The following is a 25,221-nucleotide window of genomic DNA, read 5'->3' as shown; positions in this document are numbered from 1 at the left end:
TGCTGACATGACCAACACCGCCACCAACGGGCGTCCCAAGCGAACCGGCCGCAAGACCGCCGTCGGCGAGCACAAACACAAGCGAACCGGGATCGACATCAGCCTGGCGCTACTCACCCCGCTCGTCGGCCAGGACTTCCTGGACAAATACCACCTGCGTGACCCGCTGAACAAGACCTTGCGCTACGGCGTCAAGACAATGTTCTCCGCCGCGGGCGCTACCAACCGGCAGTTCAAGAAAGTTCAGGGTCTGCGCGGCGGGCCAACCCGGCTCAAGGCCAGCGGCAAAGACTACTTCGACCTGACGCCCGACGACGACCAGAAGCTGATCGTCGAAACCGTCGAAGAGTTCGCCGAAGAAGTGCTGCGGCCCGCCGCGCACGACGCCGACCAAGCCACCACCTATCCCCCGGACCTGATCGGGAAGGCGGCAGAGCTGGGCATCACCGCCGTCAATGTGCCGGAAGACTTCGAGGGCATCGCCGAACAGCGCTCCAGCGTGACCAATGTGCTGGTGGCCGAGGCACTCGCGTACGGCGACATGGGTTTGGCGCTGCCGATTCTCGCGCCCGCCGGCGTGGCGGCGGCACTGACCCATTGGGGCAGCGCCGACCAGCAGGCCACCTACCTCAAGGAATTCGCCGGCGCCAATGTTCCGCAGGCCTGCGTAGCGATCGCCGAGCCGCAGCCGTTGTTCGACCCGACCAGCCTGAAGACCACCGCGGTGCGCACACCAAGCGGTTACCGGCTCGACGGCGTCAAGTCCTTGGTCCCGGCGGCCGCCGACGCCGAACTGTTCATTGTCGGCGCGCAGCTCAACGGCAAGCCGGCGTTGTTCATCGTCGAGTCGTCGACGCAGGGCCTGACCGTCAAGCCCGACCCCAGCATGGGGATTCGCGCGGCCGCGCTGGGTCATGTCGAGTTGGACAAGGTGTCGGTGCCCTTGAGCGCCCGCCTTGGCGAGGATGAGGCCAGCGACGCCGACTATTCCGAGGCGATCGCGCTGTCCCGGCTGGGCTGGGCGGCGCTGGCGGTCGGCACCTCGCACGCGGTGCTCGACTACGTCGTCCCCTATGTCAAAGAGCGCGAGGCGTTCGGCGAGCCGATCGCCCACCGGCAGTCGGTGGCGTTCATGTGCGCCAATATCGCCATCGAGCTGGACGGCCTGCGGATGATCACCTGGCGCGGGGCGGCGCGGGCCGAACAAGGCCTGCCGTTCACCCGCGAAGCGGCGCTGGCCAAGCGGCTGGGCGCCGACAAGGGCATGCAGATCGGCCTAGACGGCGTGCAGCTGCTCGGCGGCCACGGCTACACCAAGGAACACCCGGTCGAGCGCTGGTACCGCGACCTGCGAGCCATTGGCGTCGCCGAGGGCGTCGTCGTCATCTAAGACCTGCTACCCGAAAGAACCATCATGGCAATCAATTTGGAACTTCCCAAGAAGATGCACGCCGTCATCGACAAGGCGCACCAGGGCGCTGCCGAGATGATGCGGCCCATCGCACGCAAGTACGACCTCAACGAGCACGCCTACCCCGTCGAGCTCGACACGCTGGCCAACCTGTTCGAGGGAGCCGTCGAGTCCAACGGCCTGGGTCTCTCTGGAGCCGAGGCGTTCCGGGCGGGCGAAAGCAAGGACGAAAACCGCAACGGCGCCAACATGGCAGCGGTGCTGCAAGCGTTGGAGGCCAGTTGGGGTGACGCCGCGATGATGCTTTCGATGCCCTATCAAGGGCTGGGCAACGCGGCGATCTCCGGTGTCGCCACCGACGAACAGCTGAAACGCCTGGGCAAGGTCTGGGCGGCGATGGCCATCACCGAGCCGGGATTCGGGTCCGACTCGGCGGCCGTGTCGACCACCGCCAAGCTGGACGGCGACGAGTACGTGATCAACGGCGAAAAGATCTTCGTCACCGCCGGCTCGCGTGCCACACACATCGTTGTGTGGGCGACGCTGGACAAGTCGAAGGGCCGCCCGGCGATCAAGTCGTTCATCGTCCCGCGCGAGCACCCGGGCGTCACCGTCGAGCGGCTGGAGAACAAGCTCGGCATCAAGGGCTCCGACACTGCGGTGATCCGCTTCGACAATGTGCGCATCCCTAAGGAAAACCTCCTTGGCAACCCGGAGATCGAGCCCGGAAAAGGGTTCGCCGGGGTGATGGAGACCTTCGACAACACCCGGCCGGTCGTGGCGGCGATGGCCGTTGGGGTGGCTCGCGCCGCGTTGGAAGAGCTGCGCAAGATCCTGACCAACGCCGGCGTCGAGATCTCGTACGACAAGCCGTCGCATGCCCAAAGCGCCGCGGCTGCAGAGTTTTTGCGGATGGAGGCCGACTGGGAGGCCAGCTACCTGCTGACGCTGCGGGCGGCCTGGCAGGCCGACAACAGCATCCCCAACTCCAAAGAAGCGTCGATGGCCAAGGCCAAGGCCGGCCGAGTGGGCAGTGACATCACCTGTAAGGCCGTCGAATTGGCCGGCACCGCCGGCTATTCCGAGCAGAGCCTGCTGGAGAAGTGGGCCCGCGATTCGAAGATCATGGACATCTTCGAGGGCACGCAGCAGATCCAGCAGCTGGTGGTGGCGCGACGGCTGCTGGGGTTGAGCTCGTCCGAACTCAAGTAAGTTCGCGTGCCCCGCACCCACCAACGTGCGGCTGGCCGCACACTCGACGCCGAACGTGCGTCTGGCCGCACACTCCTGGCTAGCTGAACAGACCGGTGACGGTTCCTTCGGTGTGGGCCATCGCCTGGCCGGCCTCGCTGATCGTGTTCGCGAGGTTCTGCAGCGCGTCGTTCAGCTCCGTTGCGGTGCGATCCCATCTGGTCTGCACCACCTGGTAGGCCTCCGAACCGGACCCGGTCCACGCCGCCATCAGCGTGGTGAGCGAACCCCTGCCCTCGTCGAGCAGGCCGTGGGTGGTCTGGACCGCAGCCTGAAGATCACTGGCTCCGCCTTCGATGCCGGCGAAGTTCCATACCTGCTCACTCATGGTGCTGCTCCGTTGTCTTGCCCAGCGATTGCATCGATCGTACTGTGCGCGACGGCATGCTCATGACGCGTTTTGGGCTGATCTGCACCTAGGCACCGACCGTTGGACCGCCGACAAAACGGGTTGGGCCACGATCCGTCCGGTGGTATCAATCCGGTATCATGCGGTCATGGGAATGACTTTGCGCACCAGTGCCGAGCAGGCGGAAGCGCTGCGCCGGCAGGCGGCCGCCGAGGGACGGTCGATGCAAGCAGTGGCGCTGTCTGCCATCGACGAGTACATCGCGCGGCGCACGCACAAGGCCAAGGTTGCGGCAGCGCTGGAGCGTGTCGTGCGTGAGGAGGCCGGCGTTCTCGAACGCCTCAAGGATGCATGATCGAGTACCTCGATCTCGACGACCTGCTCGACATTGCCCGCGAGGCCATCGGAGCGGACGCCATGGTCAGTGATTATGGCTTGCTTGAATCAGCTCTGGCCCGCCCGCGCGCGTCGGTTTTCGGCGGGGATGCCTATCCAGATTTGCATCTGAAGGCCGCCGCGCTGCTGCACTCGCTGGCGCGAAACCATGCGATGGTGGACGGAAACAAGCGCCTGGCGTGGACAGCCTGCCGGACGTTCCTGGCCATCAACGGCCAATGGATTACTGCACCCGAGGACGACCGCTTCGAATTCGTCATCCGGGTCGCCACCGGTGCACTGTCCGATCTCGACAAGGTAGCGGAGCAATTGCGCACCTGGAGCTATCAGGAAGGCTGAGCGGCCGTCGAGCGGCGATGTCGACAAACGCCCTGCCCGCCGAGTTGACGCGGTCGATGCCGCACGTAGTCCAACCCACGACGTTATCCACAGCCCGACGACAACCGGCGCAGTTCTGTCAGTCGGCCCACTTAGCATGCGGTCATGACGAACTGGATCAATACGGTCAGCCGTGACCATGTCGAACAGGGGGTGCTCGGTCGCTTCACCCAGGCCAACCACGGCAAACCGCATATGCTGCGCAAGATGGCGCGCGGTGACTGGATCATCTTCTACTCACCGAAAACCGCCTACCCCGACGGGGAGCCGCTTCAGGCCTTCACCGCCATCGGCCAAGTCGCCGATGAGGAGCCATACCGAGTGGAAATGACGCCTGACTTTCAGCCGTGGCGCCGCAACGTCGACTTCCTCGAGTGCACCGAGACGCCGATCCGGCCGCTCATCGAGCAACTCGACTTCATCGAAGGCAAGACTCGGTGGGGCTACAAGTTTCGATTCGGGGTGTTCAAGATCGACGATCACGACTTGGAGGTGATCCGCTCGGCGATGACCGGTCAACTCTTAGGGCGCGACGCTTCATAACCTGCCGTCAACCGGAACACGGCACGGTCGATTGCCGGCACGATTTCCGTCACCTCGATCTCGCCGGCGGCAAACCGTCCGACGAGCCCGTACACCAGACTCGATACGACGGTGTCGAGGTCGTGGACGAATTCGGAGTCCACGTCGGCGAGCACTGCCATCGCGACCGGTAGCACAGCGTCGAAACCACGGCGGATCAGTCGCTCGCCGCCGGGCGAGGTCCGTGCCCGGAAATACGCTTCGAGCATGGCGGGATGACGCTCCCACGGCTCGAAGATCGTGCGCAGCACCCGCATCAGCCCGGCATACAGCGACTCGTCGCTGTCGTGTGTCTGTGCGGTCAACCCGGCATACCGGTTCTCGTCCATCCAGCAGTCCAGCGCGGCGAGGATCAGTTCGTCGCGAGTGGCGTATCGCTTGTAGATGGTGGCGAGCGACGTCCGGGCGCGCCTTGCCACTTCTCGCAGTTGAACCGCGTCGTAGCCGTCGGTTTCCAAGATGTCGACGACGACGTCGAGCACCCGGTCGCGCTGCCGGGCCGATTCGTCGCTGCTCAGCGCTGCACTGGTCATTGAAGTGCCCTTGCCCTCTTGGAGTAACCCGGTTACTCTACCCCGGTAACCCGGTTACCCAATACGCAACGAAGCGAGGACCGATGGGCGGTTTGGACGGCAAGGTCGCCTTCATCACCGGCGTGGCGCGCGGACAGGGCCGAAGCCACGCTGTCCGGCTGGCCCGCGACGGCGCCGACATCATCGGCATCGACATCTGCGCCGACATCGAAGCCAACCATTATGCGATGGCCACCCGCGAGGAACTCGACGAAACCATCGAACTGGTGGAGGCCGAGGGCGGCAAGATGCTGGGCACGGTCGCCGATGTTCGTGATTTCCACCAAGTCAAGACGGTGCTGGACGCCGGGGTGGAGCATTTCGGTCGGCTCGACATCGTCTGCGCCAACGCGGGAATCGCGCCGGTGGCATTTCGCCAGCTGAGCATCGAGGAGGAACTCGCGCAATGGAGGGCGGCGATCGGGGTGAACCTCGACGGCGCCTACCACACTGCCTGGGCGGCCATCCCCCACCTGCTCGCCGGCCAGCGCGGCGGCGCGATCGTGTTCACCAGCTCGACGGCCGGGCTGCGCGGCTTCGGCGGCCTGCAGGGCGGCGGGTTGGGTTACGCCGCCTCCAAGCACGGAATCGTCGGGCTCATGCGTACCTTGGCGAACACGTTGGCGCCCTTCAGTATTCGTGTCAATACGGTCCACCCCACCGCGGTACGCACCATGATGGCCGTCAACCCGGCGATGACAGAGTTCCTTGAGAACTATCCCGAAGGCGGTGCGCACCTGCAAAACCCGATGCCCGTAGAGATGTTGGAGCCCGAGGACATCAGCGCGGCGATCGCGTACCTGGTCTCCGATGAGGCCAAATACGTCACCGGGGTGACGTTCCCCGTCGACGCCGGCTTCTGCAACAAATTATGACAGGACGGGTAGCCGGTAAGCGGGTCCTGATCACCGGCGCGGCACGGGGCATGGGCCGCAGCCACGCCGTACGCCTCGCCGAGGAGGGCGCCGACGTGATCCTGGTCGACATCTGCGCGCCGATACCGGAATTGGAATACCCGTTGGCCTCCGAAGAGGATCTCGCCGAGACGGCCAGACTCGTTGAGAAGCATGAACGCCATGCCGTCACCAAGGTCGTCGACGTGCGCGACGCGGCAGCGCTGGGGGCGGCCGTCGACGAAGCGGTCGCCGAACTGGGCGGGCTGGACGGCGCGGTGGCCAATGCCGGTGTGCTGACGGTGGGAACGTGGGACGAGACCACAGCCGAACAGTGGCGCACCGTCGTCGACGTCAACCTGATCGGGACGTGGAACACTTGCGCCGCGGCACTTCCGCATCTTGTCGATCGCGGCGGCAGCCTGGTGAACATCAGCTCGTCGGCGGGCCTCAAGGGCACACCGCTACATCTGCCCTATACCGCGTCGAAGCACGGCGTGGTCGGGCTGAGCCGGGCACTGGCCAATGAGCTTGCCGCACAGAATGTCCGGGTCAACACCGTGCATCCCACCGGCGTCGAAACCGGAATGCGCCCGGCTTCGCTGCAGAGCCTGCTCGCCGAGGAGCGGCCTGACCTGGTCCCGATCTTCCTCAATGCCCTTCCCGCGCTGATGGCCGAGCCCGTCGACATCAGTAATGCGGTGCTGTTCTTGATCTCCGACGAATCCCGATATGTGACCGGGCTGGAGTTCAAAGTCGACGCGGGCGTCACCCTCAGATGACAACGGAACGCTCCGAGCGCGGCAGGCGGCTGTTCACCGAGGTGATGACATTTGCGCCGCCCGATGATTCCAGTGCGACGGCAACCGGGCTGATCGACTTCGTCTTCGGCGACGTCTGGTCTCGCCCCGGACTGAGCCGACGCGACCGGCGGTTCGTCACTCTTCCCTGTGTCGCGGCCGCCGATACCCAAGAACCGCTCGACCAGCACGTCTACGCAGCACTCAACAGCGGTGACCTATCGATCACCGAAATGCGGGAAACCGTCTTGCATTTCGCGGTCTACGCCGGCTGGCCCAAGGCGTCGCGGTTCAACATGGCCGTCGACGTCCAGTGGGACCGCATTCATCGCGAACGCGGGCTACCGGTGCCGCCCGCCGAACCACTGCTGCCGCTGACCACGCCGAGCGAGCCGGAGGCGCGGCTGGCGGGCGGCGAACACTCGTTCCGGGAGATCAACTGCGTGCCCTATGTGCCGCCGCGCGACAACCCCTACTCCGGAGCGGGCATCCTCAATTTCGTCTTCGGCGAGATGTGGCTGCGGCCGGGGCTCGGCATGAAGGAACGCCGGCTGATCACGGTGACGTGCGTCGCGATTCAGGACGCGCCGATTCCGATCATGTCCCACGTCTACGCCGCGCTCAAGAGCAAGGACGTGAGCTTCGATGAAATGGACGAATTAGCACTGCATTTCGCGGCCTACTACGGGTGGCCTAAAGCAATGCACCTCAGCCAGTTCATCGCCGAACAGAAAGAACGTGTTCTCGACGAGGCCGGCAACGACGCGTCGGTGATCCGGTGATCGAGCTTCCGTCCGGTGCGCTGCTCATCGGAGACGAGCGCATAACGGGCGCCTCCGGTGGCACTCACGCGCACATCTACCCGGGGACCGGCCAGCCGAATGCCACTGTCGAGCTTGCCGGTTCCGCTGAGATCGACCGCGCCGTCACCGCCGCCCGCGACGCCCAGCGTCAGTGGGTCGGCTACTCGGTCGACCAGCGTCGCGACCTGCTGATGGGACTGGCCGACTTGGTATCAGAGCACGCCGCCGAGCTGGCAGCCATCAACGCCAGCGACTACGGGGTGCCAATGGCGATGGCCGGCAACTCCATCCTCACCGAGCGGTTTCTGCGCTTTTACGCCGGCTACGTCGACAAAGCCCACGGGCTGAGCACCCCGGTCAGCGGCAGCTTCGACGTCAACATCGTCGAACGCGTACCCTACGGCGTGGTCTCGGTGATCACACCGTGGAACGGATCGTTGGTCGTCATCGGTTCCGGTGTGGCACCGGCACTGGCCGCCGGTAACGCCGTCGTCCTCAAGCCCTCCGAGCTGGCACCGTTGGCGCCGTTACGGTTCGGCGAATTGTGTCTCCAGGCGGGTTTGCCGCCCGGATTGGTCAATGTCGTTCCGGCGAAGGCCGACGGAGGGCAAACTCTGGTCGCTAACCCCGGGATAGGCAAGATCCATTTCACCGGCGGGCATGACACCGCCCGCCGGGTACTGCGGACCGCCGCAGGCAATCTCACCCCGGTGATCGCCGAACTCGGCGGGAAATCGGCCAATATCGTGTTCGCCGACGCCGACCTCGATGCCGCCGCCACCCTGGCCGCGTTCCAGGGGCCACTGACCCAGTCCGGTCAAAGCTGCGCCTGCGCAAGCCGAATCCTGGTGCAGGACAGCATCTACGAGACGTTCCTGGACAAATTCCTGACTGCGGTGCGGTCCGCGCCGATCGGCGATCCGCTGCGCCCCGATGTGGTGTTCGGCCCCGTCGTCAGCGAGTCAGCGGCGGCGCGGATCATGTCGGTCATCGACGACGCAGTCTCGGGCAAGAGCGGCGAGCTCGTCGCGGGCGGGCACCGGATCGGCGGTGAGCTCGCGGACGGCTTCTACATCGCACCGACTGTGTTCGCCGACGTCGACAACCGGTCTGCCCTGGCCCAGGAGGAGACATTCGGACCGGTCGTCTCGGTGATGCGGTTTCGCGACGAGGACCACGCCGTCAACCTGGCCAACGACACCCGATTCGGGCTCAACGCCTTTATCCAGACAGGCGATCTGCGCCGCGCTCACCGCGTCGCGCGGAGACTCGAGGCCGGCTCGATTTGGATCAACACCTTCAGCGACATCCAGCCCCAGGGACCCTACGGCGGTTACAAACACAGCGGTTTCGGTCGCACGGGCGGCCTTGAGGGACTCTACGAATTCCTGCAGACCAAGAACATCCGCATCGGGATGCCTGCTACTTGAGCATGCTGCCCGCGTCGACGGTGACCGGAAGGCCGGTGATGTAACGGGATTCATCGGATGCCAGGAACAACACCGCGTTGCTGATGTCCGCCGGCTCGACCCATCCGATCGGCAGCACGTGCATGAATTGGGCGGCCACTTTGAGGTCGTCCGCGCCGGGGTTTTCCAGGTCCGGCCGGAACAGCTTCATCGTTCCCTCGTTCATGAACATCGGTGTGTTCACGTTGGTGGGGTGAACGGAATTGACCCGGATGAAGTGCTGGCCGAGCTCGACTGCGAAGGTCCGCATCAGGCCCACCACCCCATGTTTAGCCGCGATGTAATGGCCGGTGTGGGGGTACGCCTTGAGGCCACCGACCGAGCTGGTCAGGATGATCGATCCGCCCTGGCCCTGGGAGATCATCTGCGGGACACCGGCTTTCACGGTTTTCCAGACTCCCGACAGGTTGACGTCGATCATGTCGCGCCAGTCGTCCTCGCTGGTTTTGTGCAGGGTCTGCCCGCCATTGCCGATACCGGCGTTGGCGCAGATGATGTCCAGCCGGCCCAACTGCTCGACCCCGCTGTCCACCGCCGCTTTCAGCGCGTCGTAGTCACGCACATCGACCTCCGCGGTCACGACGCGACGGTCAAGCCCCTTGACGAGGTCGGCGGTTTCGGCCAAATCATCCGGCGTGGACGGCGGGATCTCGCTGCTGCTGCTGATCGGCTTGCAGATGTCGACCGCGATGATGTCGGCGCCTTCCTGGGCCAGGCGCACCGCGTGGCTGCGCCCCTGGCCCCGGGCCGCACCGGTGATGAATGCAACCTTGCCCTCGACTCGTCCGCCCATGCCCGCACCTCGCCAATTTATTGGTCGATCGATCAGGAATCATGGCACTAATCAGGCGTAGTGTCAACCGTGTGCCGACGCGGGTGCGGCGGCCTTGAGCAGGTTCAGCTGGCGTTCGACGAATGCACGCAACTCGTCGTGCCCCTGGGTGACACCGACGGCGCTCTCGTTGCACAGGCTGCGGGCCGTCTGTGCGATCAGCATCGAGATCGCCACCGGTGGATACTCGGCGAGATCGATGCCGTTGGCCCGCAGGACCATGGTCACCGCGGCGGTCTCGATGTCGCGCACGCGTTCGGCATATGCCTTGAGTTCAGCGCCAATAGCCTTGCGGTGGTTGGCCAAAGCCATGAACTCGGCATTCAGGGTTGTCGCAGCGGGATCGCTGTTGAGCAGCCACAACGCCCGGATCGGATCGTCGTCGGTCAACACGGCGCGCATCCGCGTCAACGCCGCCTCCGCGCCGGTGCGCAGCACTTCCACGAACAGATCGTCCATCGTCGGAAAGTAGTAATAGACCAGGGCTTGCTTGACGCCGGCCTCGGCGGCTACCCGACGGGAAGTGGCTGCGGCGTAGCCCTCTTCGCGCATGACCCGGGCTGTCGCCTCGATCAGCTTGCGGCGCGCGCCCACCTCCCCGCTCTTCTTGCTCCGCGGACTCGCGGGTTTGCTTGACCGTCGACTGCGATCCGTGGTAGGCATACCTCATCCTAACAATTTGGTCGATCGATCAGTGAAGGGTTTGGGCACATGACCGATCTGGCCGACGTCGACTACTTCACCGACGCCGACATTGCGCAAGACCCGTACGCGTACTGGGATTTTCTGCGCAGTCACGGGCCCGTGTTCCGCGAGCCGCACTACGGGGTGGTGACCGTCACCGGCTACCGGGAAGTGCAGGCGGCGTTCAAAGACGTCGAATCGTTCTCTGCTGTCAACGCGATCGGCGGCCCGTTCCCGCCGCTGCCGTTCACACCGGAGGGTGACGACATCACCGACCAGATCGAAGCACATCGCCACGAATTCCCGATCTTCGAGCACATGGTCGTCATGGACCCACCCGAGCACGACAAGGCGCTGTCGCTGTTAGGCCGTCTGCTGACTCCCCGTCGGCTGCAGGAAAACAAGGACGCTCCTCGACCGGACACGCGACATCGCGATCAGCGAGGCCAAGCACGGCCCGGCCGGCGACCGTCAATACGACTACGCACCGACCTTCTTGCTGCGGGGGCTGACCGAGTTGCACATCGAGTTCACCCCGGCGGGTACGCTACGCCAGTAACCCGGTTACAGGAGAAGTGCTCATGACCATCTCCCACGAGACCGACGTCTACTACGACCCCTACGACGTCGGCATCGTCGCCAACCCCTATCCGGTGTACGCACGACTGCGCGAGGAAGCGCCGATCTATTACAACGAGCGTTACGACTTCTGGGCGCTGTCACGACATTCCGACGTGGAGAAGGCGCTGGCCAACTGGGAGACGTTCTCCAACAGCCGCGGCGACATCCTCGAACTCGTCCAATCTGATTTCGACATGCCGCCCGGCGTCATGATGTTTCAAGACCCGCCGATGCATACGATGCTGCGCGGCCTGATGTCGCGGGTGTTCACCCCGCGGCGGATGGCGGCGATCGAGGACCAGATCCGCCGATACTGTGTGGGCTGTTTGGATCCGCTGGTCGGCTCCGACGGCTTCGACATCATCGCCGAACTGGCCGCGATGATGCCGATGCGGGTGATCGGAATGCTGTTGGGCATTCCCGAGTCTGACCAGATCAGCGTGCGCGACGCCAATGACGCCAATCTGCGCACCAAGGCAGGCGCGCCGATGAAGGTGGCCGACCCCGACCGGATCGCGGACGGGCGCATCTACTCCGACTACATCGACTGGCGCGCCAAGAATCCGTCCGACGACCTGATGACCGCATTGCTCAACGTCGAATTCGAAGACGAGCACGGCGTGACACGCAAGCTGACCCGCGACGAGGTGCTGCGCTACACCCAGGTCGTCGCGGGTGCGGGCAACGAGACGACCGGACGGCTCATCGGCTGGCTGGCCAAGGTGTTCGCCGAGCATCCCGACCAGCGCCGCGACGTATTCCAGGACCGGTCGCTGCTGACTCGCGCCGTCGACGAGACGCTGCGTTTCGAGCCGACCGGCCCGCACGTCGCCCGTTGGATGGCAAGGGATTTCGAGTGCTATAGCACGACGGTGCCGGCCCGCAGCGCGATGCTGCTGCTGTTCGGTGCGGCCAACCGCGATCCGCGCCGATTCAGCGCCCCGGACACGTTCAACATCCACCGCAACGACGGCTCACACCTCACCTTCGGTAAAGGATTGCACTATTGCCTGGGCGCGAACCTGGCGCGTCTGGAAGGCCGAGTCGCGCTCGACGAGTTGCTCAACCGCTGGCCGGAATGGGACATCGACTACGAGACGGCCGAGCTCGCACCGACGTCGACCGTCCGCGGCTGGGAACGGCTGCGCGTCGTCTTGCCCTGAGAAGCTTTACGGGGCAACCGCTTTAAGCTTGCGGGCAAGCCGTTCGCCCGATGCCAGCAGATCGCTCTTGACTTCGTCGACGTTCGCGTCGATCAGGGAATGGTCACGTTTACGCCAACGCCCGGCGATCATCACCGCTTCGATGTTGGCCAGGCCGGCGTGCAGCGCGGTGGCGATGGGATCGTGTGCGGGCCAAAGGTTCAGCGCGCGGGCGTCGATGACGACCAGGTCGGCCTGCATCCCTGACTCCAGACAGCCAACCCTGTCGGCAAGACCGAGTGCTCGTGCGCCCTCGACCGTTGCCCACGACAGCGCCTGCTTGCCGGTGACGGACGCCGTTGCGGACATCATGCCCGTTGTGCGTCGGTGTTGTTGGTGGTCGATACCGCGCTGATGGACCAGTGCGATCCGTGCCGCAGTGAGGATTTCGCCAGATACCGCGGTGTCGGTGTCGGTGCCCAGTGATGGTGCCGCGCCCAGGTGCAGCAGTTTTCCGGTGATCGGGATGCAATGACCGTGACTGAGTTCGTTTTCCGGCGTGCTGGTAAAGCTGACGCCCGCCTCAACAAGTGTGGTAACCGACTGGTCGCTCAGGCCCGCTGCGGCGGTAGCCGAAGATGCACGTGCGATGTGTGCGAACGAATTCGCGCCGCTCCGAAGGGAGCATCTCGCGATCTGTCGGAGCGGTGAATGGCTCCTTGGCAAGTGGTAACAGCATGTAAAGCGTCCTCTCAGCGCTGACCCAGAGTAATGAATACAGCGTTGCCGATATTGCGCCCGCTGTCAAGAGCCGCAATACTGGGGCCCGTGACCACCGCACAAGCTCGTCGCTCCCGCGGGCGCCCCCCGGTTCCGGTCGACCGGATTGTGGACATGGCACTGCAGATCGTGGACGAGCAAGGCGCTGAAGCGTTGTCGATGAGAACGCTTGCGCAGCGGCTGGAGTCAGGGACGGCCACGCTCTACCGCCACTTCGCCAACCGGAGCGAAGTAATCGCACGGGTCGTGGATCGCGCCTTCGGCGAGGTGGATTTCAGCGCCGAAGAGCTCGCCGCCAAGGGGTGGCAACGGGCGTGCGAGTCGTTTGCGCACGCGATGTTCGAGACGTTTCGTCGCCACCCCAACGTGACGCCGCTGCTGAGCGAGCAGGCGCCGATTGGCCCTAACGCCATGGCGCAGCGCGAACGATTGCTAGCGGTGCTGCTCGACAACGGGTTCACGCCGCAGCTCGCCGCGCGCTCGTATGCGACCCTGGCCCGCTATGTATTGGGCTTCGCGATCCAGCTCGCCGGTCACGAATTCGATGATGCGAAGCTGGCGAACCACTTTGACACGCTGGACCCCCAGGCCTTCCCGGCGACACTCACCGTGGCGGACCACCTGCCCGTGCCGTTGGACGAAGAATTCGCGCTCGGACTCGAGCTGATAGTCGACGGCCTCGCCAAGATGCGTCGCCGCGCAAGGCGGTAGGGGCACGCGCACGTTTGCTCCTAAGCTTCAAGACAGCAATGCTTCGGGCGTCGTCCAGCGTGGGCCGTCGAAGCGCCCGAAGTCGCTGTCATAGCTGACGATGCTGGCCCGGTGCTCGACCGCAAGCGCCGCCAGGTGCGCGTCGTTGACCAGGTTCCCGCCGGTGCCCACCTTGGCCAGCAACCCCGCGAGCACGTCGGAGTGCCGCGGCGTCGGATTGACCACGACAGCGCCGGGAGCATGGCACCACTCCGTGACCTGTGCGGTTGCCTCCTCTGGACGAAGCGGTGACGGAAACAGGCCGTGCTTGGTGGCGAGCCGGATGAAGGCGAGCAGCGGAACCCACGCCAGGCCGACGATGTCGCCACCCCCGAGTGCGCCGTCGAGCCAACGCTGGCTGGCTGCGTGATGCTCGGCAGACGAATTCACTGCGTAGAGAAGAACATTGGCGTCGACGATCTTCATGCGCCCCGACGCTGACGGCGGATCAATTCCTCGTCTTCAAGCTCTGCGGCAACCTGGAGTGCCCGGTCAAGGTTCACCGCTGGCACACCCAGGTCGGCGGTGCGGGTCTTGAATGCGGGCGGCTTCACACGCCGCTTGGCGCCTTCGCGGATGGCATCGTTGAGGGCTTTCTTGAAGGACACGCCACGTTCCTTCATCAAGCGGTGCACGAGCGCCACCGTGTCATCGTCGAGCGTCACCGTCGTGCGCATGATGACAGCATAGCATCGAAATTATTGATGCTTTGCTGTCAAACCGGGAGGGACTAGCGTCGAACCATGGACAGCTTTCAGGCACTGATGGCCCGCAAAGAGGGCGACGACATCACCACCTCGGTCGAGACGCTCACCGCAGCCGATCTGCCGCCGGGCGACGTGACCATTCGCGTGCTGTATTCCAGCGTCAACTTCAAGGATGCGCTGGCGCTGACGCCGGGCGGCGGTGTGGTACGCGACTACCCCGTCGTGCCGGGCATCGACTTGACCGGCGAGGTCGTCGAGTCGCAGTCACCAGAGTTCACACCCGGCGATGCAGTACTGGCTCACGGGTACCAGATCGGCACCGGGCATCACGGCGGCTATGCCGAATACGCCCGGCTGCCCGCCGATCAGGTGGTCAACCTCGGCGCGTTGAGTCCTTATGATGGCGCCGCGATCGGCACCGCCGGCTTCACCGCGGCGATGAGTGTGCAGGCGCTCATCGACTGGGGTGTGGCGACAGACGCCGGCCCGGTCGTGGTGACCGGGGCGAGCGGCGGCGTCGGGTCGGTCAGCGTGGACCTGCTCGCCGGCGCCGGTTATCGGGTGGTGGCGTCGACCGGTAAGGCCGACGCTGCCGATCGCTTGAAAAGCCTTGGCGCGGCTGAGGTTATCGGCCGGCTGCCGGACGATCCCGACGCCAAGCCGCGTCCGTTGGCCAAGGCCCGCTGGGCCGCCGGGGTCGACTGCGTGGGCGGCGGCTTCTAGGCTGCGGCAGAACGGGATGCGTTGCGGTAGGCAAGCACTGCCACAACACCAGACGCCAGAACAGGGCCACCGCCACGTTTTGCGGCCGGTCGGCCATCAGGAACGCAGCAGCCAATGTCGCCACTAACGCGGCCCGCAAAGTTGGCACGACGGATTCCCTGGCTGCACCGCTTCGGATGCGCGCTAATTCGGCGGTTTGCACGCCGACGGCGATGGTGAGACCGATCGCAATGGTGATGTGGGTGGCCAGCAGCAATGGGTTGGGCATGGTCCGATGTCCTCCAAATTCGGCGGCGAAACTCTGCCCTTACGACGGGTGGCGGACGCGAAAGGTTACATCCCGCGGGGTCTTGCGCTGCCGAGAAAACAAAAGTAACGTCACTTTCAGTTCTTGCCCGCTTCGACGCCGACCCGGGAGCCTCCATGGAATCGTTCGTCCACCTGCGCAAAGGCAAGACGCCGCGCCGGCTGCATGCTGATCTCGACGGCCTCAAGGACGACGAACTCGGCAGGGGCGGATTCACGGGGCGCACGGCCAACATGTATCGCCGTCACGACCCCACTGCCTACCGCGCGGAAGGCCCGCTGCGGCCCATCGACGTGCTGACGAGCGAGCTCAAACCGAGCGACGCCACCGACGCCCGCGGCGGGCCGTTGCTGATGTTCTCCAATCCCGACTGCCGTATCTCGCTGTCGCGCCGCGGCGATCCGATGCCGTTCTACGTCCGGTACGTCGACGGTGACCTGCTGTGCTTCGTGCATGCCGGCGCGGGGGAACTGCAGACCGAGTTCGGGCCGCTGTCCTACCGCCAGGGCGACTGGCTGTATCTGCCGAAGGCGACGACGTGGCGCCAGCTGCCGGACAGCGAGACCACGTTGTTGATGATCGAGGCCACCGATGAGTTCCGCGTGCCGCCGCCCGGGGCATTGGGACGGCACTTTCCGTTTGACCCGTCGCAGGCCACCATCCCAGAGCCCGCGCCGTTAGACGACGACGGCCGCGACGAGTACGAAGTCCGGCTCGTCCACGACGGCGGCCCGACAACGCTGTTCTACCAACACAATCCGCTGGACGTCGAGGGGTGGCGCGGCGATAATTTTCCATTCACGTTCAACATCGCCGACTACAACGTGGTGACCTCCGACAGCGTGCATCTGCCGCCCACCGTACATTTGTTCATGCAGGCCACCGGCGTCCACGTGATGAACTTCCTACCCAAACCCGCCGAAGGCGTGCCCGGCACCGAGCGCACACCGTGGTATCACCGCAACGTCGACTACGACGAGATCGCCTTCTTCCACGGCGGCTCCCTCTACGGAATACCGATGCCACCGGGCCTGATTTCCCATGCGCCGCAAGGGGTTCATCACGGCGCACCGGAGAAGGCGCGGGAGCGTGCGCGCCGTAAGTTCGACGATTTCCACAGTGTCGACTGGCAGGTGATCGCCGTCGACACCCGCCGCCGTCTCACCCCGTCGGCCGAAGTGCTGGCGCACGACCTAGGACAACACTGATGACCACAGCTATCAAACACGAGTACGACCGGATCCCCTATCTGGTTGCGTTCCAGAACAATTCCGGGGTGCGCGACGTCTACGGCGGGCTGGCCGAGCTGGTGGTGCTGGAGAGCCACCTGCTCAAGCCGCGCACCAAGCCGTCGGACACCGTGCTGGTGTTCATGCACCCGATCGGCGGCGGTGCCTATCTGCCGATGATGAACGCGCTGGCCCGTGCCGGACACCATGTCATCTACTGCAACAGCCGATTCCGCGGCACCGACTCCGCGCTGCTGATGGAGAAGGTGGTGCAGGATCTCGGTGAGTGCATCAAGGACGCCAAGGAGCGGCTGGGGTACGCGAAGGTGGTGTTGGCCGGCTGGAGCGGCGGCGGCTCGCTGTCGCTGTTCTACCAACAGCAGGCTCAGCACCCGACCGTGAGGTCGAGCCCGTCGGGCGACGGCCCCGACCTCACCCAGCTCGACCTGCCCGCCGCCGACGGCATCATGCTGCTCGCCGCACACATCAGCCGGCACGGCACCCTGACCGAATGGCTGGACGCGTCAATCCTCGACGAATCCGACCCCACCAAGCGCGATCCGGAACTGGACCTCTACAACCCCGACAACCCCAACCAGCCGCCGTACAGCGAGGAATTCCTGGCCCGCTACCGGCAGGCGCAGATCGACCGAAACCGCCGCATCACCGCGTGGGTCAAGAACAAACTGGTCGAACTCAAGGCCGCCGGCCGCCCGCACGACGAGTTCGCGTTCGTCGTACACGGCACCATGGCCGACCCGCGCTGGCTGGACCCGACCGTCGATCCCAACGAACGCACCCCGGGAACTTGCTATCTGGGCGATCCCCAAGTGGTGAACATGAGCCCGGTCGGGCTGGCCCGGTTTTCCACGCTGCGCAGCTGGCTCTCGCAGTGGAGCTACGACGACGCGCACGGCGACGGTATCGCCTGCGGCCGCGACATCGCCGTACCGGCGCTGGTGATCGGCAACCTCGCCGACGACGCCTGCACGCCCACCCACACCAGGCGGCTGTTCGAGGCGATCGGCCATTCCGACAAGGAGATGCACGAAATCCCCGGCGCCACCCACTATTACGCAGGTCCAGACCAGCGTGACAAGCTGCGCCAGGCCGTCGACATCGTCACCGACTGGCTGGTGCGTCACGACTTCGCGGAGGCGCAGTGACCGGACCGCTGGAAGGCCTTCGGGTGCTCGAGCTGGGCACCCTGATCGCCGGCCCGTTCGCCGGCCGGCTGCTCGGCGACATGGGCGCGGACGTCATCAAGATCGAGCCGCCGGGCAGCCCCGACCCGCTGCGCACCTGGGGCCAGGCCGAACTCAACGGGCATCACTTCTTCTGGACCGTGCACGCGCGCAACAAGAAAGCCGTCACACTCGATCTGCGCAAGGACCGTGGGCGCGAGCTGTTCCTCGATCTCGTCGAGAAATCCGACATCGTGGTGGAGAACTTCCGTCCGGGCACCCTGGAGAAGTGGAACCTCGGCTACGACGTGCTGCGCCAACGCAATCGAGGCATCATCCTGGTGCGGGTCTCCGGTTATGGGCAGACCGGCCCGGACGCCCACAAGGCCGGCTACGCCTCGGTCGCCGAGGCGGCCAGCGGACTGCGTCACCTCAACGGCTTCCCCGGCGGCCCACCGCCCCGGCTGGCGCTGTCGCTGGGCGACAGCCTGGCCGGCATGTTCGCCGCCCAGGGGGCGCTGGCAGCCTTGTATCGCCGCGGTGTGACCGGCGAAGGGCAGGTGGTCGACGTCGCGCTGACCGAATCCTGTTTGGCCATCCAGGAATCCACCATCCCCGACTACGACGTCGGCGGGGTGGTACGCGGCCCGTCGGGCACCCGGCTGGAGGGCATCGCACCGTCGAACATCTACCGCGCCGCCGACGGCAGCTGGGTGGTGATCGCCGCCAACCAGGACACCGTGTTCGCCCGACTGTGCCGGGCGATGGACCGCCCGGAGCTCGCCGGCGACGACCGGTTCGCCACCCACGGCGCCCGCGGCCGCAACCAGGACCAGCTCGACAAGATCATCGGCGACTGGGCGGCTCAGCGACAGCCGGGCGAGATCATCGAAATCCTCAGCGACGCAGGTGTGATCGCCGGACACATCAACACCGTCGCCGAGGTCGTCGAAGACCCGCAACTGCGGGCGCGGGGGATGATCGCCGAGCACTGGGACGAGCGGGTCGACCGGCCCGTTCTCGGTCCCGGGATCGTGCCGGTGTTCTCCGAGTCCCCGGGCGTCATCCGCAACGCCGGCCCGGCGCGCCCGGGACAGCACAACGACGACGTCTACCTCGGCCTGCTCGGCAAGACCGCCGGACAACTCGACCGGCTGCGCGCCGAGGGGGCGCTATGAGCCAGGTGACGATTCGAGAGGTTGCGCTGCGCGACGGGCTGCAGATCGAGCAGCCAATCCCGTTGTCCGCCAAGCTGGAACTGCTGGAGGCGATAGCCGCCACCGGGGTGCGCGAGGTCGAGGCATGCGCGTTCGTGTCGCCGTCGAAGGTGCCGTCGATGGCCGACGCCGCCGAACTGGCAGCAGAACTGCACCGCTTTCCGGACATCGACTTCTCGGCCCTGGTGGCCAGCCCCAACGGCGCCAAACGCGCCGTCGCCGCCGGCCTGCCGGCGATCGAATACGTGGTGTCGACGTCCGATTCGTTCAGCCACGCCAACGTCGGGCGATCGGCCGCCGAGGCCACCGCGCAGACCGCCGACATCGTGACCATCGCCCACGCAGCCGGCGTGAAAGTCGAAGTCATCGTCGCCACAGCGTGGGACTGCCCGTTCGAGGGACCCACTCCGCCGCAGAGCGTCCTCGACATTGCCTCAGCGGCATGCGAATACGGAGTCGACCGACTGTCGATCGCCGACACCATCGGCACCACCACACCCGGCCGGGTCAGCTCGCTGATCGCGGCGCTGCGCCCAATCATCGGCGACCTCCCCCTGGGCGGGCACTTCCACAACACCCGCGGCGCCGGGCTCGCCAGCGCCTACGCCGCGGTCCGTGCCGGGGTGGACAGGCTGGACTCCTCGGTCGGCGGGCTGGGCGGCTGCCCGTTCGCGCCGGGTGCCACCGGCAACATCGCCACCGAGGACCTGGTCTACCTGCTGACCGACAGCGGCATCGACGTCGACGTCGACCTGGACAAGGCGATCGCCGCCGCCGAGGTGGCGAGATCGGCGGTCGGGCACGACCTTCCGGGTGCACTGCTGCGGGCCGGCGATCGGAAACGTGACTGATGCCCGTGCAAGCGCTGAGCGCCAAAGGCCGCCAGACCCGCCAGGCCATCGAGCAGGCGGCGCGCAAACTGTTCGCCGAGCGAGGCTTTCACGGCACCACCCTGGCCGACATCACCTCCGCGGCCGGCAAGTCGTCGGCGGTGTTCTACCGGTATTTCGCCGACAAGGAGGACCTGCTGGCCGCGTTGGCGGAATCGTTTCTGCACGACGTGGTCGCACCGTCTGGGCTCAGCCTTTCGCTGCCCGAATCACCGGACGACACTGCGTTTTTCACCTCGGTGGTGACCGGCTACTGGAACATGTTCAAGCAGAACATCGGGATTATGATAGCGGTGGCGCAGTTGGCGTCCACTCAGCGGCGCTTCGCCGCGGTGCAGAATGAATTTCGCCGCTTCGGGATGGACATCGTTGCCGCGTCGGTGCGGCGTGCCCAGCAGCAGGGATATGCCGCCGACCTCGATCCCGAGCACACCGCGGCGGCCATCGCGCTGCTCTTCGAAAATTTCACCACGGTTTTCGTGGGCCCGTCCGAGCTGGGGCTGCAAATCAGCGACGACGACGCGATCACTACGTTGTCGAGGATCTGGAAGAAAACCCTCTACGGGTTCTAGAAGGAGTACGGAAGTGGATTTCACTCTGCCCGAACATCTTCCGCGGCTGCTTGCCGAGATGGACGCCTTCATCGAGGCCGAGATCGCGCCGTTGCAGGCCGAGAACACGCAGTACTTCGACCACCGGCGGGAGCATGCCCGCACCGACTGGGACAACGGCGGGATCCCGCGGCGGGAGTGGGAGGATCTGCTGGCCGAGATGCGCCGCCGCGCCGACAAAGCCGGCTGGCTGCGCTACGGGCTGCCCTCGTCGCTGGGCGGGCGCGACGGGACCAACCTGGACATGGCCGTCATCCGGGAACACCTCGCGGCCAAAGGGCTCGGCCTGCACAACGACCTGCAAGACGAGTCGTCGATCGTCGGCAACTTTCCGCAAGTGATCATGATGGAGCGATTCGGCACCGACGCGCAGCGCCGGGACTGGTCGGAGGCACTGATCACCGGGGAACGCTCGATGGCGTTCGGGCTCACCGAACCGGCGCACGGCTCCGACGCGACCTGGCTGGAGACCCGTGCCCAACGCGACGGCTCAAAAGAAGGGGTCTGGGTGATCAACGGTTCCAAGCGGTTCAACACCGGCGTGCACCGGGCCACCCACGACCTGATTTTCGCGCGCACGTCCGGTGAGCCGGGCCAGGCCACCGGCATTACCGCATTCCTGGTGCCCACCGACGCCGACGGCTTCACAGTGCCGTTCTACTGGTGGACGTTCAACATGCCCACCGATCACGGCGAAGTCGAGCTCACCGACGTGCGGGTGCCCGACGACGCCGTGCTCGGCGAGGTGGACCGCGGTCTGGAGGTTGCGCAGACCTTCCTGCACGAGAACCGGATTCGGCAGGCCGCCAGCAGCCTGGGCGCCGCCCAATACTGCATCGACCGCGCCGCCGACTACGCGGGCAAGCGCACGGTATTCGGCAAGCCGCTCTCGGTCAACCAGGCGGTGCAGTGGCCGCTGGCCGAGTTGCAGACCGAGGCCCAAATGGTGCGGCTGCTGGTGTATTACGCGGCGTGGCACCTCGACCGCAACCACCACCTGGAGGTCTCCGACAAGGTGTCGATGGCCAACTATCGCGCCAACAGGCTGGTGTGCGACGCCGCCGACCGCGCCATGCAGATCTTCGGCGGGCTCGGCTACAGCCGTCACGAGCCGTTCGAGCACATCTACCGCCACCACCGCCGCTACCGGATCACTGAGGGCGCCGAGGAGATCCAGATCCGCCGGGTGGCCCAGCGGCTGTTCAAGTTCGGCAAGAAGTGACCGACGGCCGGGAATTGTCCGCGGCGCTGGCCCGGGTGGTGGCGGCGGAGCTCGACGCCGACGTCACGATCGAGAACCTGCGGGCGCTGACCGGTGGCGCCAGCCGCAGCACCTGGTCGTTCGACGCCGTCACACCCGACGATCGCCGGTCACTGATTTTGCGTATCGGACCGCCCGACGACGTGCATGCCCCGATGGAGCTCGAGGCCCGCGTGCAGGCCGCCGCCGCGGCGGCCGGCGCACCCGTCCCACACATCATGGTTGCCTCCAATTCTGCAGCGGCACTGGGTAACCCGTTTCTGATCTGTGGCGAGGTCAAGGGCGAGACGATCGTGCGGCGCATCGAGCGCCAACTGGACGACGAGGGTCGCGAACGGCTGCTGGGCCAATGCGCGCAGGCGCTAGCGGCGATCCACCGGGCCGACCCGCAGGACGTAGCGCTGCAAACCCAGGATCAGCTCGGCGAGTGGCGCGACCGGCTGGACGCCATGGGCGACACGACCGCCACCTTCGAGTGGGCGTTTCGCTGGCTCGGCGCGCACCGCCCGGAGCCGTCGCCGACCCGCCTGGTGCACGGCGACTACCGGATGGGCAACCTCATTGTCGACGGATCCGACCTGGCTGCCGTACTCGACTGGGAGCTCGTGCATTTCGGCGAGGTGTACGAGGACTTGGCCTGGTTCTGCATCCGCGCTTGGCGGTTCGGGGCCCCCGCCAGCCGTGCCGCGGGCGGACTGGGCAGCATCGAGAGCTTTCTTCGCGCCTACGAGAGGGCGGCGGGCACCTCGGTCGACCGCAACGCGTTTCACTGGTGGCTGGTGCTGGCGACCCTGCGCTGGGGGGTCATCTGCCGCTATCAGGCGGAGCGGCACCTGAGCGGACAGACCCGGTCGGTGGAGCTGGCGGCGATCGGCCGGCGGGTCTGCGAGACCGAGTGGGATCTGCTCACGCTGCTCGACGGGGCTGCGTCGTGACCGGCCCGCACGGCCGCCCAACCGCGGCCGAACTGGTCGCGGCCGTCGCAGAGTTCCTGGAAACCCATGTGCGGGAGGCGACTACCGGACAGGTCAACTTCCACGCCAGAGTGGCCGCCAACGCGTTGCGCATCGTCGAGCGTGAACTCCTCGCCGACCCGGGCGACTCCGTCACCGAGGCCCTGAAAGCCCTCGGTGTCGATGACGAGGCCCAGCTGGCGGCGGCCATCCGGGCCGGTGAGCTGGACAACGACGCCGAGAAGGTGATGCCGTGTCTACGGACGCTGGTGCGGTATCGGCTAGCTGTTGCCCATCCCGGTTACGACCGCTAATTGTCGCTGAAAGGCTTCTGCCGCAACGCACTAACGCGGTAGCACTCGACGAAGTCGCCATAACCGCACGTTTCGGCCAGCGCCAGCTCGCCTTCCCGGTCGACCTCCTCGAGGTCGTCCATCCACTGCCGCACGTATACCGCACCGGTCTGGGGCGCCGCCGGCAGGGCCCGCTGCGCGGCGCGCAACCGGCTGAGGCAGCGAATGTACTGGTCGGCAAGCGTCAGCCGATGAACTCCAGTGACCAAATCGATTGCCTCCCCGGCCCATAACCGCACCATGCGGCGATAGGCGGTGATTTCTTCGCCAGGTAGACCGGCGTCGGTGAGAACGAAGCGCGCTTTGCCCACCTCGGCCAGTAACTCGGCACGCCTTCGTTTCAGATTCTCTCGCGACGAAAGCAAATCCGCGCCGATCCGGTCACCGGCGACCGGATCAGCGGGCCTGGTTATCAATGGCGGATGTATCGCGAGGCCGACGTCGACCCGCGCCCACTCGCCGAAACTCTCAGCCCACAGGCCGAACTCGCCGATGGCGACGTTGAGCTCGGCACGGTGAGAGTCGAGGTGCGCGGCGAATTTGCTTCGTCCCTTAGCCCTCATCAACTGTGACGCCTCGACGGCTGCCTGCGTCAACGCGCCGTGCGCCGCGACCAGGGCGCAAATCTGGTCGCGGCCGCGCCGCTTGCTATCGATGTCTATCACTGGTCCTTTACCGCGGTAGTTGCGTCGTGCGTCGCCATGGTCGAAGCGCTTCCCCCGCAGGAATCGAGATCGAATTCTTGGACGTGGCTCAACACATTATCGACCAGCTCGTCAAGGTCGGCGCGGGCCTCGATCTCAGCGAGTCGCCCGGCGTCGCTGTAGGTGGCCACCCGGCGGGGCTGGAAAAGCTGGCAGCAGTCCTGATGCGGCAGGGCGGCGATCTCGGCCGTGCCGATCCGACGTGCCTCCTCGAGAATCTCGAGCTTGTCGAAGGCGAGCAGGGGTCGCAGCACAGGCAAGCCCGCGGCCTGATCAGTGGCTGCCAGATTCGACAAGGTTTGGCTGGCCACCTGCCCCAAGCTGTCACCGGTGACAAGAGCCTGCGCACGGATATGGCGGGCCAGTGCGTCGGCCAGGCGCAGATACAGTCGCCGCTGCGCCACGATTTGTGCCTCGCCGGCACCGCTGGTGGCCAACGTGCGTTGGGCGCGTCCCACAGCCGCCACGTACAAACGCGAACCGCGCTGGAACCGGCTCAGCTGACGCGCCAACGCATAGGCCTTGTACGTCGACGTCGCATCGGTGTAGGGGACGCCGGTGCAATGGAGGAAGTCGCAGCGCAGTCCCCGGCGCAGCGCGCGGTAGGCGGCGACCGGCGAGTCGATCCCACCCGAGAGCAGCACCAGGGCATGACCGCTCGCTCCGACCGGTAGCCCGCCTTGACCGCGGTGCCGCTCCACGCCGAGGAAGATTTCACGCCGGTCGACCTCTACAGTCAGCTCCACATCGGGATGGTTCAAGTCGACCGGCCAGCCGAGCTCGGCGCATACTCGAGCGCCGATGCGGGCCGCCAGCTGCTCCGAGGTCAACCCGAAACGCCTGTCACGTCGCCGGCAGCGCACTGCGAAACTCGGTTTTGCCGGCCCGGCGACGTGCTCGCGAAGCAGCCGCACCGCGGCGTCCTGAGCCACCGCAGCCGATTTGGCAACCCGCCACATCGGTTGCACGACGCTGACGCCGATGACGTCGCGCGCCCGTGCGACCACGTCCGCCTGGGACAACGTCGGCGAGGACACCACCAGAACCCCGCTGCGCCGCCGCAGCCGCACCTGCGGAGCCGCGTCGGAACCGCGGGCCAACGCATGCCTGAGGTTGCGGACCAGGTGCCGCTCGAACCACTCCCGGTTACGGCGTTTGAGCGCCAGCTCGCCGTACTTCAGCAATACGCACGGTTCGATGCGCAGGCCGTTCGCCCTCGAAGTGTGGCCGACCGCAGCCAAATCAGAGGAGGCTGACGTCATTCATCCAGAGTGCCCACATTCGGGCCGATGTTACAAACCACATACCTTGCTTCGTTGGCAGCTCGCGGACGGCTGTGCCATCTGGTGCTGACAGGACGAGCCGAGCA

Annotated in this window: 28 protein-coding genes and 3 pseudogenes; 21 read left to right on the top strand and 10 right to left on the bottom strand. The window is 65.9% G+C overall.

Going from position 1 to position 25,221, the window contains the following annotated elements; translation table 11 throughout:
• Positions 1 to 7: 7 nt before the first annotated feature.
• On the top strand, positions 8 to 1,390 hold the full coding sequence (locus tag AWB95_RS04310; RefSeq protein ID WP_062539762.1) for an acyl-CoA dehydrogenase family protein: 1,383 nt from the start codon (positions 8 to 10) through the stop codon (positions 1,388 to 1,390).
• Positions 1,391 to 1,414: 24 nt separating this feature from the next.
• The gene (locus AWB95_RS04305) at positions 1,415 to 2,623 is read left to right on the top strand and encodes an acyl-CoA dehydrogenase family protein (protein ID WP_062539756.1); all 1,209 of its coding nucleotides are present in this window, start codon (positions 1,415 to 1,417) and stop codon (positions 2,621 to 2,623) included.
• 79 nt (positions 2,624 to 2,702) lie between these two features.
• Here the strand turns inward: AWB95_RS04305 and AWB95_RS04300 are convergent, their stop codons facing one another.
• Positions 2,703 to 2,990 carry a WXG100 family type VII secretion target gene (locus tag AWB95_RS04300; RefSeq protein WP_062539755.1) on the bottom strand — a complete coding sequence of 96 codons (288 nt, stop codon included), beginning with the start codon at positions 2,988 to 2,990 and terminating at the stop codon, positions 2,703 to 2,705.
• 169 nt (positions 2,991 to 3,159) lie between these two features.
• Between AWB95_RS04300 and AWB95_RS04295 the strand changes: the two genes are divergently transcribed.
• From AWB95_RS04295 to AWB95_RS04285, 3 genes are all read left to right on the top strand, one after another.
• Positions 3,160 to 3,366 (top strand): hypothetical protein, encoded by a 207-nt coding sequence (locus AWB95_RS04295; RefSeq protein ID WP_062539761.1) that lies wholly within the window; start codon positions 3,160 to 3,162, stop codon positions 3,364 to 3,366.
• Positions 3,363 to 3,746 carry a type II toxin-antitoxin system death-on-curing family toxin gene (locus AWB95_RS04290; RefSeq protein WP_062539754.1) on the top strand — a complete coding sequence of 128 codons (384 nt, stop codon included), beginning with the start codon at positions 3,363 to 3,365 and terminating at the stop codon, positions 3,744 to 3,746. Before AWB95_RS04295 ends, AWB95_RS04290 begins: the two co-directional genes overlap by 4 nt.
• Positions 3,747 to 3,890: 144 nt before the next feature.
• The gene (locus AWB95_RS04285; RefSeq protein ID WP_085167710.1) at positions 3,891 to 4,328 is read left to right on the top strand and encodes an EVE domain-containing protein; all 438 of its coding nucleotides are present in this window, start codon (positions 3,891 to 3,893) and stop codon (positions 4,326 to 4,328) included.
• On the opposite strand, the gene AWB95_RS04280 is transcribed toward AWB95_RS04285, so the two are convergent.
• Positions 4,301 to 4,900 (bottom strand): TetR/AcrR family transcriptional regulator, encoded by a 600-nt coding sequence (locus AWB95_RS04280; protein ID WP_062539752.1) that lies wholly within the window; start codon positions 4,898 to 4,900, stop codon positions 4,301 to 4,303. The genes AWB95_RS04285 and AWB95_RS04280 overlap by 28 nt on opposite strands.
• Before the next feature lie 83 nt (positions 4,901 to 4,983).
• Between AWB95_RS04280 and AWB95_RS04275 the strand changes: the two genes are divergently transcribed.
• Genes AWB95_RS04275 through AWB95_RS04260 form a run of 4 tightly spaced genes read left to right on the top strand, consistent with a single transcriptional unit; the run spans position 4,984 to position 8,865 of the window.
• Positions 4,984 to 5,814 (top strand): mycofactocin-coupled SDR family oxidoreductase, encoded by an 831-nt coding sequence (locus AWB95_RS04275; protein ID WP_062539751.1) that lies wholly within the window; start codon positions 4,984 to 4,986, stop codon positions 5,812 to 5,814.
• The gene (locus tag AWB95_RS04270; protein ID WP_062539750.1) at positions 5,811 to 6,614 is read left to right on the top strand and encodes a mycofactocin-coupled SDR family oxidoreductase; all 804 of its coding nucleotides are present in this window, start codon (positions 5,811 to 5,813) and stop codon (positions 6,612 to 6,614) included. The genes AWB95_RS04275 and AWB95_RS04270 overlap by 4 nt, the downstream gene beginning before the upstream one ends.
• Complete coding sequence (locus AWB95_RS04265; protein WP_062539749.1) at positions 6,611 to 7,414, top strand: carboxymuconolactone decarboxylase family protein; 804 nt, start codon at positions 6,611 to 6,613, stop codon at positions 7,412 to 7,414. Before AWB95_RS04270 ends, AWB95_RS04265 begins: the two co-directional genes overlap by 4 nt.
• Positions 7,411 to 8,865: an aldehyde dehydrogenase family protein gene (locus AWB95_RS04260; RefSeq protein ID WP_062539748.1), complete on the top strand. Its 1,455-nt coding sequence runs from the start codon at positions 7,411 to 7,413 to the stop codon at positions 8,863 to 8,865. The genes AWB95_RS04265 and AWB95_RS04260 overlap by 4 nt, the downstream gene beginning before the upstream one ends.
• Here the strand turns inward: AWB95_RS04260 and AWB95_RS04255 are convergent.
• Both AWB95_RS04255 and AWB95_RS04250 read right to left on the bottom strand, forming a co-directional pair.
• Positions 8,858 to 9,697, bottom strand: a complete 840-nt coding sequence (locus AWB95_RS04255; protein ID WP_062539747.1) for a mycofactocin-coupled SDR family oxidoreductase — start codon at positions 9,695 to 9,697, stop codon at positions 8,858 to 8,860. The genes AWB95_RS04260 and AWB95_RS04255 overlap by 8 nt on opposite strands.
• A gap of 63 nt (positions 9,698 to 9,760) precedes the next feature.
• The gene (locus AWB95_RS04250; protein WP_232315658.1) at positions 9,761 to 10,312 is read right to left on the bottom strand and encodes a TetR/AcrR family transcriptional regulator; all 552 of its coding nucleotides are present in this window, start codon (positions 10,310 to 10,312) and stop codon (positions 9,761 to 9,763) included.
• Between the two features lie 135 nt (positions 10,313 to 10,447).
• Here AWB95_RS04250 and AWB95_RS04245 point away from each other — a divergent pair.
• Positions 10,448 to 10,828: pseudogene (locus AWB95_RS04245) on the top strand (cytochrome P450); the annotation flags it as partial.
• A gap of 173 nt (positions 10,829 to 11,001) precedes the next feature.
• On the top strand, positions 11,002 to 12,204 hold the full coding sequence (locus AWB95_RS04240; protein ID WP_062539745.1) for a cytochrome P450: 1,203 nt from the start codon (positions 11,002 to 11,004) through the stop codon (positions 12,202 to 12,204).
• A gap of 6 nt (positions 12,205 to 12,210) precedes the next feature.
• On the opposite strand, the gene AWB95_RS23455 is transcribed toward AWB95_RS04240, so the two are convergent.
• On the bottom strand, positions 12,211 to 12,798 hold the full coding sequence (locus tag AWB95_RS23455) for an amidohydrolase family protein (protein ID WP_232315657.1): 588 nt from the start codon (positions 12,796 to 12,798) through the stop codon (positions 12,211 to 12,213).
• Positions 12,776 to 12,922: pseudogene (locus AWB95_RS23585) on the bottom strand (pyridoxamine 5'-phosphate oxidase family protein); the annotation flags it as partial. The gene AWB95_RS23455 and the pseudogene AWB95_RS23585, both read right to left, overlap by 23 nt.
• Positions 12,923 to 13,077: 155 nt before the next feature.
• On the opposite strand from AWB95_RS23585, the gene AWB95_RS04230 reads away from it, so the two are divergent.
• On the top strand, positions 13,078 to 13,674 hold the full coding sequence (locus tag AWB95_RS04230) for a TetR/AcrR family transcriptional regulator (RefSeq protein ID WP_232315656.1): 597 nt from the start codon (positions 13,078 to 13,080) through the stop codon (positions 13,672 to 13,674).
• Positions 13,675 to 13,701: 27 nt separating this feature from the next.
• On the opposite strand, the gene AWB95_RS04225 is transcribed toward AWB95_RS04230, so the two are convergent.
• Together AWB95_RS04225 and AWB95_RS04220 are read right to left on the bottom strand one after the other, a co-directional pair.
• A complete protein-coding gene (locus AWB95_RS04225; protein WP_062539744.1) occupies positions 13,702 to 14,139 on the bottom strand; it encodes a type II toxin-antitoxin system VapC family toxin in 438 nt (145 codons plus the stop codon).
• Positions 14,136 to 14,390 carry a ribbon-helix-helix protein, CopG family gene (locus AWB95_RS04220; RefSeq protein ID WP_062539743.1) on the bottom strand — a complete coding sequence of 85 codons (255 nt, stop codon included), beginning with the start codon at positions 14,388 to 14,390 and terminating at the stop codon, positions 14,136 to 14,138. The genes AWB95_RS04225 and AWB95_RS04220 overlap by 4 nt, the downstream gene beginning before the upstream one ends.
• 66 nt (positions 14,391 to 14,456) lie before the next feature.
• Here AWB95_RS04220 and AWB95_RS04215 point away from each other — a divergent pair.
• The 9 genes and pseudogenes from AWB95_RS04215 to AWB95_RS04175 all read left to right on the top strand — a co-directional run.
• A pseudogene (locus AWB95_RS04215) lies at positions 14,457 to 15,134 on the top strand (alcohol dehydrogenase catalytic domain-containing protein); the annotation flags it as partial.
• Positions 15,135 to 15,566: 432 nt separating this feature from the next.
• A complete protein-coding gene (locus AWB95_RS04210) occupies positions 15,567 to 16,658 on the top strand; it encodes a homogentisate 1,2-dioxygenase (protein WP_062539742.1) in 1,092 nt (363 codons plus the stop codon).
• Positions 16,658 to 17,845, top strand: a complete 1,188-nt coding sequence (locus tag AWB95_RS04205; RefSeq protein WP_062539741.1) for an alpha/beta hydrolase family protein — start codon at positions 16,658 to 16,660, stop codon at positions 17,843 to 17,845. The genes AWB95_RS04210 and AWB95_RS04205 overlap by 1 nt, the downstream gene beginning before the upstream one ends.
• The gene (locus tag AWB95_RS04200; RefSeq protein WP_085167708.1) at positions 17,842 to 19,041 is read left to right on the top strand and encodes a CaiB/BaiF CoA transferase family protein; all 1,200 of its coding nucleotides are present in this window, start codon (positions 17,842 to 17,844) and stop codon (positions 19,039 to 19,041) included. Before AWB95_RS04205 ends, AWB95_RS04200 begins: the two co-directional genes overlap by 4 nt.
• The gene (locus tag AWB95_RS04195; RefSeq protein ID WP_062539740.1) at positions 19,038 to 19,931 is read left to right on the top strand and encodes a hydroxymethylglutaryl-CoA lyase; all 894 of its coding nucleotides are present in this window, start codon (positions 19,038 to 19,040) and stop codon (positions 19,929 to 19,931) included. The genes AWB95_RS04200 and AWB95_RS04195 overlap by 4 nt, the downstream gene beginning before the upstream one ends.
• A complete protein-coding gene (locus AWB95_RS04190) occupies positions 19,931 to 20,542 on the top strand; it encodes a TetR/AcrR family transcriptional regulator (protein ID WP_062539739.1) in 612 nt (203 codons plus the stop codon). Before AWB95_RS04195 ends, AWB95_RS04190 begins: the two co-directional genes overlap by 1 nt.
• A gap of 13 nt (positions 20,543 to 20,555) precedes the next feature.
• Positions 20,556 to 21,803, top strand: coding sequence for an acyl-CoA dehydrogenase family protein (locus AWB95_RS04185; protein ID WP_062539738.1), 1,248 nt, complete (start codon positions 20,556 to 20,558; stop codon positions 21,801 to 21,803).
• Positions 21,800 to 22,777: a phosphotransferase family protein gene (locus AWB95_RS04180; protein ID WP_062539737.1), complete on the top strand. Its 978-nt coding sequence runs from the start codon at positions 21,800 to 21,802 to the stop codon at positions 22,775 to 22,777. The genes AWB95_RS04185 and AWB95_RS04180 overlap by 4 nt, the downstream gene beginning before the upstream one ends.
• On the top strand, positions 22,774 to 23,109 hold the full coding sequence (locus AWB95_RS04175; protein WP_062539736.1) for a DUF6285 domain-containing protein: 336 nt from the start codon (positions 22,774 to 22,776) through the stop codon (positions 23,107 to 23,109). The genes AWB95_RS04180 and AWB95_RS04175 overlap by 4 nt, the downstream gene beginning before the upstream one ends.
• On the opposite strand, the gene AWB95_RS04170 is transcribed toward AWB95_RS04175, so the two are convergent.
• Positions 23,106 to 23,813, bottom strand: coding sequence for a hypothetical protein (locus tag AWB95_RS04170; RefSeq protein ID WP_099539480.1), 708 nt, complete (start codon positions 23,811 to 23,813; stop codon positions 23,106 to 23,108). The two genes, AWB95_RS04175 and AWB95_RS04170, sit on opposite strands and share 4 nt — an antisense overlap.
• Complete coding sequence (thiI, locus tag AWB95_RS04165; protein WP_062539758.1) at positions 23,810 to 25,057, bottom strand: tRNA uracil 4-sulfurtransferase ThiI; 1,248 nt, start codon at positions 25,055 to 25,057, stop codon at positions 23,810 to 23,812. Before thiI ends, AWB95_RS04170 begins: the two co-directional genes overlap by 4 nt.
• Positions 25,058 to 25,221: the final 164 nt, after the last annotated feature.

It is taken from the genome of Mycobacterium celatum (assembly GCF_002101595.1).
Classification (GTDB): Bacteria; Actinomycetota; Actinomycetes; order Mycobacteriales; family Mycobacteriaceae; genus Mycobacterium; species Mycobacterium celatum.
Note: the sequence above shows the minus strand (reverse complement) of the source record. Positions and strands in the feature narration are given on the sequence as shown.